Here is an 11,488-nt window from a genome sequence, read left to right as displayed (position 1 = left end):
AGATCGCAGCCTTCGGCTGCTCCTACAGGGTAATGCGATTCATGTAGGAGCTGCCGAAGGCTGCGATCTTTTGATCTACAGGTTTTGCAGTGCCAGGTTCAGCTCCAGCACATTCACCACCGGCGGCCCCACCAGCGGCTGTTCGATGTGCTTATCGAGCAGTTGCTGCAAGGTCGACACCGGCAGGTTACGCGCCGCCGCGACACGCGCCAGTTGATAGGCAATTGCTGCCGGTGGCAAGTGCGGATCGAGGCCGCTGGCGGAGGTGGTCAGCAGTGCCAGTGGCACCGGGCCCTGGCCGGGGACTTTTTGTTTGTGGGCGTCTTCGATCACTCGGGCTGCCAGGGCCGGATTGCTCGGCGCGAGGTTGCTGGCGCTGCTGGCCACTGTGGCAAAAGCCCCGGCGGACGGGCGTGGGTGAAACCAGTTGTCGCCGCTGAAATCCTGGGCGATCAGCGACGAGCCGCGAACCTTGCCGTCGGCGTCGTGGATCAGGCTGCCGTTGGCTTGGGCCGGGAATGCGACCTGGGCGATGCCGGTCACCACCAGTGGATAGGCGACGCCGGTGACCAGGGTCATCAGTGCCAACAGGGTCAGGGCCGGGCGTATCATTGTGGACATTTCAAGATCCTCGAATTCGTTGAGCAAATTTTGCGGGGTGTCAGGGAGATCTTTTCCCCCTCACCCCAGCCCTCTCCCCCAAGGGGGCGAGGGGGAAAGGGAGCCGATCTTTGTGCCGTTCAAAACCTGAGTACACCTCGGTATTTCAGGTCGATACAGCTCCCGTCGTCACCTCGGTCAGTCCCCTCTCCCCCCGGGAGAGGGCTAGGGTGAGGGGCTCTTTTCTAATCGTCACACCAGATGCAACGCCGTAAGCAGCATGTCGATCGCCTTGATCCCCACGAACGGCACGACAATCCCGCCCACGCCATAGATCAGCAGATTGCGCCGCAACAACGCCGCCGCACTCGCCGCCTGCACGCGCACGCCGCGCAACGCCAGCGGAATCAGCACGACGATGATCAGCGCGTTAAAGACGATGGCCGAGAGAATCGCGCTCTGCGGACTGCTCAGGTGCATGATGTTCAGCACGCCCAACTGCGGATAAATCGAGGCGAACAGCGCCGGCAGAATCGCGAAGTATTTGGCGATGTCGTTGGCGATGGAAAAGGTCGTCAGCGCGCCACGGGTCACCAGCAATTCCTTGCCGATCTGCACCACGTCGAGCAGCTTGGTCGGGTCGCTGTCGAGATCGACCATGTTCGCCGCCTCGCGTGCCGCTTGCGTACCGTCGTTCATCGCCATGCCGACGTCCGCCTGGGCCAGTGCCGGGGCGTCGTTGGCACCGTCGCCGCACATGGCGACCAGGCGACCGTCGTTCTGCTCGTGACGAATGCGCGCGAGTTTTTTCTCCGGCGTGGCTTCGGCAAGCACGTCATCGACGCCCGCTTCAGCGGCGATGGCCGCAGCGGTCAGCGGGTTGTCGCCGGTGACCATCACCGTGCGAATCCCCAGTTTGCGCAGCTCGGCAAAACGCTCGCGGATGCCCGGTTTGACCACGTCCTTGAGATGAATCGCGCCAAGCAATTTGCCGTCAGCGCAGACCAGCAACGGCGTGCCGCCGCTCTGGGCGATCCTGTCGATTTCCCGCGCCAGCGCCGGGGCCAGATCGGTGCGCTGCTGACCGAGAAACGCCAGCAGCGAATCCACCGCACCTTTGCGATACACGCGGCCCTGATAATCCACGCCGGACAAGCGGGTTTCCGCGCTGAACGGTACGGCGGTCAGGGTTTCCGGGGCAGGCTCCGGTTGTGGATGCAGACCACGGAGGAACTCGACGATCGATTTGCCTTCAGCGGTTTCATCGGCAAGCGACGCAAACAACGCACCTTCGGACAGCTCACGGCCGGTCACACCCGGCGCGGCATACACCGCGCTGCAACGACGGTTACCGAAGGTGATGGTGCCGGTCTTGTCGAGCAACAGCACATGCACGTCACCCGCCGCTTCTACTGCGCGACCGGACTTGGCGATCACGTTGAGGCGCACCAGACGATCCATCCCGGCGATACCGATGGCCGACAGCAGACCGCCGATGGTGGTCGGAATCAGCGTGACCAATAACGCCACAAGGAACACCAGCGGCAGGCTGCCATTGGCAAAGTGCGCGAACGGTTGCAGGGTGACGACCACCAGTAGAAAGATCAGGGTCAGGCCGATCAGCAGAATGTCCAGCGCGACTTCGTTCGGGGTCTTCTGGCGTTTGGCGCCTTCGACCAGCGCGATCATGCGGTCGAGGGTCGACTCACCGGGATTGGCGGTGATCTTCACCAGCAGCCAGTCGGACACCAGCCGCGTGTTACCGGTAACGGCGGAACGGTCGCCGCCGGACTCGCGGATCACCGGCGCCGATTCACCGGTAATTGCCGCTTCGTTGACCGCCGCGATGCCTTCGATGACTTCGCCGTCACCGGGGATCATCTCCCCGGCCTCGACACGCACCACGTCGCCCTTGCGCAGATTGGCAGCCGGCACGATCTTGAAACTGCCATCGGCCTGGCGGCAGCGCGCACTGAGGCCTTCGCTGCCGGCCTTGAGGCTGTCGGCGCGGGCCTTGCCGCGACCTTCGGCCAAGGCCTCGGCGAAGTTGGCGAACAGCACGGTGAACCACAGCCACAGGGCGATTTGTGCGGCGACGAAGGTCGGCACGTCGGCATCCGGGATGAAGCACAGCACGGTGGTGAAAATCGCCGTCAGTTCGACCACCAGCATCACTGGCGAACGCGCCAGTTGCCGTGGGTCGAGCTTGACGAAGGCTTGCACCAGCGCCGGCCGCCACAGGGCCGAGATCGCGGTTTTTGCTTGTTCCGGCGCCTTGACAGCGGCGGGTTTGATTGCAGGCATATTCATGGATGGATTCCTTGGAAGCCCATACTTAAATGTTCGGCGACAGGACCGAGCGCCAGCGTCGGCAAGAACGTCAGGCCGCCCACCAGCAAAATGGTCACGGTCAACAGGGTCACGAACAGCGGGCCGTGCGTCGGGAAGCTGTTCTGGCCGACCGGTGCGCTTTTCTTCATCGCCAGGCTGCCGGCCAATGCCAGCACCGGCAGGATGTAGCCGAATCGACCGATCAACATGCCCAGGCCGAGCATCAGGTTATGGAACGGGGTGTTCGCGCTCAGGCCACCGAATGCCGAGCCGTTGTTGGCGCTGGCCGAGGTGTAGGCGTAGAGCAACTGACTGAAACCGTGGGGGCCGGGGTTGCTGATGGTCGCCGCCGGACCGGGTAGCACCGCAGCAATGGCGCCGAGCACCAGCACACCGACCGGCATCACCAGCAGCGTCACCACCAGCAACTGCACTTCGCGGGCCTGGAGTTTCTTGCCGAGGTATTCCGGGGTGCGGCCGATCATCAGACCGGCGAGGAACACCGCGATCAGCACGTTGATCAACATGCCGTACAGCCCGGCGCCGACACCGCCGAAGATCACCTCGCCGACCATCATGTTGACCAGCGCGACCATGCCGCTGAGCGGGTTGAGACTGTCATGCATGGCGTTGACCGAACCGTTCGAGGCCGCCGTCGTCGTCACCGACCACAGCACCGTGGCGGTGGTGCCGAAGCGCGCTTCCTTGCCTTCCAGCGGCGCGGTCTGCTCGACGGCGGTGTTGTTCAGGGTCGGATTCGGCTGATACTCGGCCCACAGCGAGGTCGCGCCGCCGATCAGGAACAGCGCCAGCATGCAGGCGATGATCGCGCGGCTCTGACGCAGATCCTTGACGTAGTGGCCAAAGGTGAACACCAGCGCCACCGGAATCAGGATGATCGAAGCGACTTCGAACAGGTTGCTCCACGCCGTCGGGTTCTCGAACGGATGCGCCGAGTTGACGCCGAAGAAACCGCCACCGTTGGTGCCCAGTTGCTTGATCGCAATCTGGCTGGCGGCCGGGCCGAGCGGGATCACTTGATCGACGCCCTGCAAGGTCACGGCATTCACATACTGGGCGAAGGTTTGCGGCACGCCCTGCCAGACCAGATACAGCGCCAGCAGCAGGCACAGCGGCAGCAGGCCATAGAGCGTGGCGCGGGTCATGTCGACCCAGAAGTTGCCGAGGGTTTTCGTCGATTTACGGCCGATGCCACGGCACAGCGCGACCAGAACGGCGAGGCCGGTGGCAGCGCTGACGAAGTTCTGCACGGTGAGGCCGACCATCTGGCTCAGGTAGCTGAGGGTTGCCTCGCCGCTGTAGGACTGCCAGTTGGTATTGGTCATGAAACTGACCGCGGTGTTGAATGCCTGCGTCCATTCCTGGCCCGGCAGGTTTTGCGGGTTCAGCGGCAGGTGGTCCTGGAACAGCAGAATCGCAAACAGCAGCAGGAAACCGGCGAGGTTGAAGGCCAGCAGCGCCAGCGTGTACTTCTGCCAGCTCTGCTCCGCCTGCGCATCGACCCCGGCGAGACGATAGCAACCGCGCTCGACCGGGCCGAGAATCGGCGTCAGCCAGGTGCGCTGGCCCTCCATGACCTTGTAATAAAAGCGCCCGAGAAACGGCGCCGGCAACAGGACCAGCGCGAAAAACCCGAGGATCAGCCAATAGTCATAACTGTGCATAGCCGCTCCTAGTTCCGGTCCGCGCGCAACAGCGCAACCAACAGATAAATGAACAGCCCCACTGCCAACAGCAGTGACACCCCGTCCAGAACGCTCATGGAAGATCTCCGTGTTACGGCGTATTGCCGTGTGTGCGCTGATTGTCGGGAAGGTCGCTGTAAAGGAACGAGAGCGAGGCGCGGCGCGGGACATAAAGAAAGCGTAAAGAGTGGGTTTATGCGGGCTTTACAGGGAGATTTCTGGTGTTTGTACAGGCCCCATCGCGAGCAGGCTCACTCCTACATTTGGAATGCGTCGCCCTGTAGGAGTGAGACTGCTCGCGAAGGCGGCGGCGCAGACAACATCGCACCCAACTGGCGCACTTTTCCCACACATCAAGTGCGAATCATCCCCGCTGCGACAGCTTTGAACTCATTACGACTTGTTTCACGGCAGTGGCACGCCCACTGCACGCGCCCTCCCCGGAGCTTTCCAACCATTGCGGGAGCAAGCGCATGAACACACAACTCAAACCGACGCTGGGCACGTTGCACCTGTGGGGCATTGCCGTGGGGCTGGTGATTTCCGGGGAATATTTCGGCTGGAGTTACGGCTGGGGCGTGGCGGGCACGCTGGGCTTTCTGGTGACTTCATTCATGGTCGCGACCATGTACACCTGTTTCATCTTCAGTTTCACCGAACTGACCACCGCAATTCCCCATGCTGGCGGACCATTCGCCTACAGCCGCCGTGCGTTCGGCGAGAAAGGCGGATTGATCGCCGGGCTGGCGACACTGATCGAATTCGTCTTCGCCCCGCCGGCGATTGCCTTGGCGATCGGTGCTTATCTGAATGTGCAATTTCCGGCCCTCGAACCGAAACACGCAGCGGTTGGCGCGTACATCGTGTTCATGGGCCTGAACATTCTCGGGGTGAAACTGGCGGCGACGTTCGAGCTGATCGTCTGCGTGCTGGCGGTGGCTGAGTTGCTGGTATTCATGGGCGTGGTCGCGCCGGCGTTCAGCTTCAGCAATTTCGCGCTGAATGGCTGGGCCGGTTCCGACGTCTTCGGCGCGCCGGCGATTGCCGGGATGTTCGCGGCGATTCCCTTTGCCATCTGGTTCTTCCTCGCCATCGAAGGCGCAGCGATGGCCGCCGAAGAAGCCAAGGATCCCAAGCGCACGATCCCGAAAGCCTACATCAGCGGCATTCTGACCCTGGTGCTGCTGGCCATGGGCGTGATGTTCTTCGCCGGCGGCGTCGGCGACTGGCGCACCCTGGCCAACATCAACGATCCGTTGCCACAGGCGATGAAAACCGTGGTCGGTGACAACTCCGGCTGGCTGCACATGCTGGTGTGGATCGGCCTGTTCGGCCTGGTCGCCAGTTTTCACGGGATCATCCTCGGCTACTCCCGACAGTTCTTCGCCCTCGCCCGCGCCGGCTATCTGCCTGCTTCGCTGGCTAAGCTCTCGCGCTTCCAGACACCACACCGCGCGATCATCGCCGGCGGGCTCATCGGCATTGCCGCGATCTACAGCGATGGCCTGATCAACCTCGGCGGCATGACACTGACAGCTGCGATGATCACCATGGCCGTGTTCGGCGCAATCGTGATGTACATCATGAGCATGCTCAGCCTGTTCAAACTGCGTAAAACGGAACCGAATCTGGAGCGCACCTTCAGGGCGCCGTGTTACCCGCTGGTGCCGTTGATTGCGCTGATGCTGGCCGTGGTTTGCCTGGTGGCGATGGCGTGGTTCAACACGCTGATCGGGCTGATTTTCCTCGGCTTCATGGCGGTCGGGTTCTGTTACTTCCTGCTGACCGGACAACTGCGCGCCGATGCACCGGCGGATGCGATGCTCACAGGCCTGTAACGCCCCGTCAGCTCCTACGAAAGTTTCGAATCCACCGGGGGCAAGCGGCCTGGAAGGGAACCACTACGAGTTCACTTCGCTCAAAAGTGGTATGCAGCATCGCACGGCGAAATCCTCGCCCGTCGAGCTGCCATTAAGGAGAGCCGTTATGCCCTGGTATGCCTGGTTGATTCTGGTCGTTGCGATCGGCTCGATTGTTGGCGGATTGATGATGTTGCGCGACACCGCCAACAAGGTCGAACTGACCGATGAAGAACGCAAGCGCGTCGCACAGCGCAATGCCGAAGCGGACGCCAAGGACGCACAGGACCGCTGACACCAGACCCCGCCGCAATGGCGGGGTTGGTTTTTCCAATGCAATCGGACTTACTGGCAGGCTTTTTAGATTTTAGAAGTACAGTCACCATTTAATCTTCCGTGGTTAAGATGTCAGCATCGTCGCGGAGAGCTCCACATGCGTTACTCGCCAGATCACAAAGCCCAGACCCATCAGCGCATCATCAAGGAAGCCTCGGCGCGCTTTCGCAAGGACGGCATCGGCGCGACCGGCCTGCAACCGTTGATGAAAGCCCTCGGCTTGACCCATGGCGGTTTCTACTCGCATTTCAAATCAAAGGAAGAACTGGTCGAAAAAGCCCTGCAAGCGGCCGGCGCGCAGGTCGCGGGCCTGTGCGAAGACATCTTCGCGCAGGAAAACCCTCTGCAGGTCTTTATCGATACCTACCTGTCAGAGTGGCATCAGACCTCGCCCCACGAAGGCTGCCCGCTGCTGACCATTTCCTCAGAGCTGGGCCTGCGCGGCCAGCCGAGCCCAACCAGCGACGAAGTCCTCAATGCTCGACTCAGCCAGATTCAAGGCACACTCGCAGGCGACAATATTGCCGATCGCAGCATTGTCATCATGGCGACCCTGGCGGGTGCACTGCTGCTGTCGCGCAGCGTCGCCGATGCCGACTTCGCTCAGCGCATCCTCGACGTCACCCGCGAGCATCTCAAGCAATCGACCGATTAACCTCCCCAGCGCTTGAACAACACACTCGCATTGACCCCGCCAAAACCGAAGCCATTGGACAACGCAAACTCGATCGGCATCGGCCGCGCCTCGCCATGAACAATGTCCACCCCTTCGCTCGCTGGATCCGGGTTTTCGAAGTTGAGCGTCGGCGGCACCACCTGATCACGGATCGCCAGCAGGGTGAAAATCGCTTCCAGCCCACCCGCCGCGCCGAGCAAATGACCGGTGGCGGATTTGGTCGACGTTACGGCGATTTTGTTCTGCGCACCGAACACCGCCTTGATCGCGGCCAACTCGCCCAGGTCGCCAACCGGCGTTGAAGTGGCGTGAGCGTTGAGATGTTGCACCTGCGCCGGCGTCACGCCACCCTGGGCCAAAGCCAGTTGCATCGCCCGCCGCGCGCCGCCGCCGTCTTCTGGCCCGGCGGTCAGATGATACGCATCGGCGGTGGTGCCGTAGCCCACCAGTTCGGCCAACGGTTTTGCCCCCCGCGCCAGAGCATGCTCCAGCGACTCGATGACCAGCAGGCCGGCCCCCTCACCCGTCACGAAGCCATCGCGCCCGCTGTCGAAGGGACGGGAAGCTTTCTCAGGGGTGTCGTTGTAACCGCTGGACAACGCCCGCGCGGCGGCGAAACCGGCCAGACTGACGCGATCGATCGACGCCTCCGCGCCGCCACATCCGGCGATGTCCGCCTCTCCCGAGCGAATCAACCGCGCCGCGTCGCCGATCGCCTGAACCCCGGCGGCACATGCGGTCACCGGTGCGCCCAACGGCCCTTTGAGGCCATGCTGGATCGAGACATGACCGGCCGCGAGATTGACCAGAAACGATGGAATGGTGAACGGTGACAAACGCCGAGGACCACGGCTGTCGGTGGTACGCACGGCGTCGGCAATGGCCCCGAAACCGCCGACGCCCGAGCCGATGATCGTCGCCGTGCGCTCCTGGCTTTCAGGGTCCGCTGGATGCCAGCCGGCCTGCTCCAAAGCCTGCCGCGCCGCTTCCATGGCAAACAGGATGAAGCGATCCATCTTCTTCTGTTCTTTGGGTGGCGTCGCGCGATCCGGGTCGAACCCGGCCTCGGCGTCCTCCTCGACCGTCGGCACACTGCCGCCCACTCGGGTCGGCAGATCAGCCACGACCGCGTCAGGCAAATTGCGCAACCCGGAATGCCCGGCGAGCAAACGCTTCCAGACGATTTCAACATCACTGCCCAAGGGTGAAACCAGGCCCATGCCCGTGACGACGACTCGACGTTGGTTCATACCGTGGTGACCCCTTTATCAATTCAAATATTCGACGTATCGCGGCGTGCTGCGATTCGGCTACTGCGTCAGCGACGAAATGCCGAGCAGCTCGGCCGCTGCCGTTTCGGCTGCTGAATCAGCCCCAAGCGGAATTTATTATAGGCATAATCAAGGCGCAATATGATAACCGTAATTTTCAGCTTGCAAGCTTCCACAGGTCGGCAGCCAATAAAAAGGCCGGTCAATGACCGGCCTCTCGGCGTTGAACTGTCAGCTTAGTTCACTTCCAGCTTTTCACGGTTGCGATCCAGAATCGCCTTGCCGATCCCCTTCACTTCCAGCAACTCATCCACCGATGCGAACGGCCCGTTTGTATCACGATACGCAACAATCGCTTGCGCCTTCGCCTCTCCCACACCCGACAACTCCTTTTGCAGTGTCGCCGCATCCGCGCCGTTGAGATCGACCTTCGCGCTTGCCGAGGGCGCAGCCGCCTCCATCAGCAAAGGCGCCTTTGTTGTCTCGGTCGGGGCTACAGGGGCAGCAATGGCAGCGATCGAGGCGCTGGTGAGGAAAGCAAAGATCAGCGAGTAGAAATAACCGGTACGCATAAGTGACGCTCCATCATCGTTTTAGAAAGCAGCTTTTCCGAAGCTGCTCTCCAAACGTAGGTCATGCTGGAGCGATGTCAAAAATGCGTGCGTTACAGAATGTGAAACAATCAAGGCTCGAGGCGGCGTTGCTGGTAGATCCAGTCGACGATGTCGCCGTCGGGTGTATAGCCGCTGACGGTTTCGCGCAGGATCTGCCGGACGTGGGTGTAGTTGTCGCTATCAACGGCTGACAGCAGTTCGCTTAGCCGCGCTTTCAGTACATCCCATGGCAGATGGTCCTCATGGGCGCTCATGATCATCGGATGCGGGGTGGCGGCGACGTTATCGCCGATCAACAACTCTTCGTAGAGCTTTTCGCCGGGACGCAGCCCGGTGAACTCGATGGAAATATCGCCTTGCGGATTGCGGTCCGAGCGCACGCTCAGACCGGAGAGATGGATCATTTTCTCGGCGAGCTCGACGATCCTCACCGGCTCGCCCATGTCCAGCACGAACACATCGCCACCTTGCCCCATGGAGCCGGCCTGAATCACCAACTGCGCCGCCTCGGGGATGGTCATGAAGTAGCGGGTGATTTTCGGATGGGTAACTGTCAGCGGCCCGCCGGATTTGATTTGGCTGTGGAACAACGGGATCACCGAGCCGGACGACCCCAATACATTGCCGAACCGAACCATGGTGAAGCGGGTTTTGTTGACCCTTGAAACGTTGGACTTGTCGCCAAACAGTACCGGAGCAATCTCGTGACTGAGCGCCTGCAGCACCAGCTCGGCCAGGCGTTTGGTACTGCCCATCACATTGGTCGGGCGTACAGCCTTGTCGGTAGAGATCAGCACGAAATTGGCAACACCCGATTGCAGGGCGGCCTGCGCAGTGTTCAAGGTGCCGATCACGTTGTTCAGCACACCTTCGGCAATATTGTGCTCGACCATGGGTACATGTTTGTAAGCGGCGGCGTGATAAACAGTGTCGACGTGCCAGGTTTTCATCACGTCCAGCAGCTTGTGCGGATGGCGCACGGAGCCGAGGATGGGCAGCAGTCTGACCTTTCCCGACTCCCTGCAACTGCGCTGCTCGAGTTCGGACAGAATGCTGTAGAGATTGAATTCACTGTGATCGAACAACAGTAGCGTGGTCGGTCCCAAGGAAAAAATCTGCCGGCACAGCTCGGATCCGATCGACCCACCGGCACCGGTCACCATGACCACTTTGCCCTTGATGCAGCGCTGGAGCAGGTCCGGTTGCGCCGGCACCGCATCGCGCCCCAACAGGTCAGCAATGTCGACTTCCTGAATATCCTCGACTCTCACCCTGCCACTGGCCAGATCGGTGAAATTCGGCACGCTGCGGATATGCAGAGGAAAACCCTCGAGCAGATTGAGGATTTCCCGCCGCCTGGCCCGGGTGGAGGATGGCAGGGCCAGCAGGATTTCCTGCGCACCGGTGACGTCGATCATTTCCTGAATGTGCTTGGGTTTATAGACATGCAGACCCGAGATCGAACGGTCAGCGATACTGGCATCATCGTCGATGAAAGCCACGGGGCGCATGACCTTGCCCATGCGCAACGCGGCAACCAACTGATTGCCGGCGACGCCGGCGCCGTAAATGGCGACCTTGGTCAGGCCGTTATCACGATTGGTGAAGGGCACGTGCTGTGCTGCAGTGAACCAGTCGCCCATGAAGTACTGGCGCATGCACAGGCGCAGTCCGCCGATGATGACCAGGCTCAACCACCAGTAATTGAAGATGATCGAACGTGGGACCACAGCCTCATGGTTGCTGTACCAGTACACGACAACGGCCAGGATCAGCGAAGAGAGACTGACGGCCTTGATGATGGCAATCAGGGCATCATTGCCGAAATAGCGCATGACCGCCCGGTACATACCGAAGCGGATGAACAGGGGAATGGCGACCACGGGTGCGCAGACAAACAGCCAGACATGCACTCTGAACGGGTTATACATGTCATCGATGCCCAGGCGCACGATGAACGCCAGCCACAGGGCTGCCCAGACCAGGACGATGTCCGTTGCCACCTGAATCAGGCGCTTGCGTCGCCTTGGCAATGCGACGAGCCGTTCCCGAACCTTGTCCATCAACTCTTCAAACACTCAGTTTTCTCCCTTCA

Annotated in this window: 10 protein-coding genes; 3 read left to right on the top strand and 7 right to left on the bottom strand. The window is 61.3% G+C overall.

Features of this window, described 5'->3' with window-relative positions; all coding sequences use genetic code 11:
* Window positions 1-75: 75 nt before the first annotated feature.
* From kdpC to kdpF, 4 genes are all read right to left on the bottom strand, one after another.
* Complete coding sequence (kdpC, locus tag AEQ63_RS01410; protein ID WP_064361524.1) at window positions 76-621, bottom strand: potassium-transporting ATPase subunit KdpC; 546 nt, start codon at window positions 619-621, stop codon at window positions 76-78.
* Between the two features lie 231 nt (window positions 622-852).
* Window positions 853-2,910 carry a potassium-transporting ATPase subunit KdpB gene (gene kdpB / locus AEQ63_RS01405; protein ID WP_064361523.1) on the bottom strand — a complete coding sequence of 686 codons (2,058 nt, stop codon included), beginning with the start codon at window positions 2,908-2,910 and terminating at the stop codon, window positions 853-855.
* Window positions 2,907-4,616 (bottom strand): potassium-transporting ATPase subunit KdpA, encoded by a 1,710-nt coding sequence (gene kdpA / locus AEQ63_RS01400; protein WP_064361522.1) that lies wholly within the window; start codon window positions 4,614-4,616, stop codon window positions 2,907-2,909. The genes kdpB and kdpA overlap by 4 nt, the downstream gene beginning before the upstream one ends.
* Before the next feature lie 8 nt (window positions 4,617-4,624).
* Window positions 4,625-4,714: a K(+)-transporting ATPase subunit F gene (gene kdpF, locus AEQ63_RS01395; RefSeq protein ID WP_007899818.1), complete on the bottom strand. Its 90-nt coding sequence runs from the start codon at window positions 4,712-4,714 to the stop codon at window positions 4,625-4,627.
* Between the two features lie 396 nt (window positions 4,715-5,110).
* Between kdpF and eat the strand changes: the two genes are divergently transcribed.
* The 3 genes from eat (at window position 5,111) to AEQ63_RS01385 (ending at window position 7,487) form a co-directional block, all read left to right on the top strand.
* On the top strand, window positions 5,111-6,475 hold the full coding sequence (gene eat / locus AEQ63_RS01390; RefSeq protein ID WP_064361521.1) for an ethanolamine permease: 1,365 nt from the start codon (window positions 5,111-5,113) through the stop codon (window positions 6,473-6,475).
* A gap of 148 nt (window positions 6,476-6,623) precedes the next feature.
* A complete protein-coding gene (locus AEQ63_RS27015; protein WP_016770901.1) occupies window positions 6,624-6,791 on the top strand; it encodes a DUF2897 family protein in 168 nt (55 codons plus the stop codon).
* 138 nt (window positions 6,792-6,929) lie between these two features.
* Window positions 6,930-7,487, top strand: a complete 558-nt coding sequence (locus tag AEQ63_RS01385; protein ID WP_042607914.1) for a TetR/AcrR family transcriptional regulator — start codon at window positions 6,930-6,932, stop codon at window positions 7,485-7,487.
* Here the strand turns inward: AEQ63_RS01385 and fabF are convergent.
* The 3 genes from fabF to AEQ63_RS01370 form a co-directional block, all read right to left on the bottom strand.
* The gene (fabF, locus tag AEQ63_RS01380; protein ID WP_064361520.1) at window positions 7,484-8,758 is read right to left on the bottom strand and encodes a beta-ketoacyl-ACP synthase II; all 1,275 of its coding nucleotides are present in this window, start codon (window positions 8,756-8,758) and stop codon (window positions 7,484-7,486) included. The genes AEQ63_RS01385 and fabF overlap by 4 nt on opposite strands.
* A 257-nt stretch (window positions 8,759-9,015) precedes the next feature.
* Window positions 9,016-9,351: a ComEA family DNA-binding protein gene (locus AEQ63_RS01375; protein WP_042607916.1), complete on the bottom strand. Its 336-nt coding sequence runs from the start codon at window positions 9,349-9,351 to the stop codon at window positions 9,016-9,018.
* Window positions 9,352-9,461: 110 nt separating this feature from the next.
* Window positions 9,462-11,456 (bottom strand): polysaccharide biosynthesis protein, encoded by a 1,995-nt coding sequence (locus AEQ63_RS01370; protein ID WP_064361589.1) that lies wholly within the window; start codon window positions 11,454-11,456, stop codon window positions 9,462-9,464.
* Window positions 11,457-11,488: the final 32 nt, after the last annotated feature.

Origin of the sequence: Pseudomonas sp. RIT-PI-o, assembly GCF_001297215.1 — a bacterium.
Lineage (GTDB): Bacteria > Pseudomonadota > Gammaproteobacteria > Pseudomonadales > Pseudomonadaceae > Aquipseudomonas > Aquipseudomonas moraviensis_A.
Note: the sequence above shows the minus strand (reverse complement) of the source record. Positions and strands in the feature narration are given on the sequence as shown.

Excerpts from the sequence above, each read along its gene's own strand:
- kdpC (WP_064361524.1), bottom strand. The coding sequence starts at position 621 with ATGTCCACAATGATACGCCCGGCCCTGACCCTGTTGGCACTGATGACC.
- kdpB (WP_064361523.1), bottom strand. The coding sequence starts at position 2,910 with ATGAATATGCCTGCAATCAAACCCGCCGCTGTCAAGGCGCCGGAACAA.
- kdpA (WP_064361522.1), bottom strand. The coding sequence starts at position 4,616 with ATGCACAGTTATGACTATTGGCTGATCCTCGGGTTTTTCGCGCTGGTC.
- kdpF (WP_007899818.1), bottom strand. The coding sequence starts at position 4,714 with ATGAGCGTTCTGGACGGGGTGTCACTGCTGTTGGCAGTGGGGCTGTTC.
- eat (WP_064361521.1), top strand. The coding sequence starts at position 5,111 with ATGAACACACAACTCAAACCGACGCTGGGCACGTTGCACCTGTGGGGC.
- AEQ63_RS27015 (WP_016770901.1), top strand. The coding sequence starts at position 6,624 with ATGCCCTGGTATGCCTGGTTGATTCTGGTCGTTGCGATCGGCTCGATT.
- AEQ63_RS01385 (WP_042607914.1), top strand. The coding sequence starts at position 6,930 with ATGCGTTACTCGCCAGATCACAAAGCCCAGACCCATCAGCGCATCATC.
- fabF (WP_064361520.1), bottom strand. The coding sequence starts at position 8,758 with ATGAACCAACGTCGAGTCGTCGTCACGGGCATGGGCCTGGTTTCACCC.
- AEQ63_RS01375 (WP_042607916.1), bottom strand. The coding sequence starts at position 9,351 with ATGCGTACCGGTTATTTCTACTCGCTGATCTTTGCTTTCCTCACCAGC.
- AEQ63_RS01370 (WP_064361589.1), bottom strand. The coding sequence starts at position 11,456 with ATGGACAAGGTTCGGGAACGGCTCGTCGCATTGCCAAGGCGACGCAAG.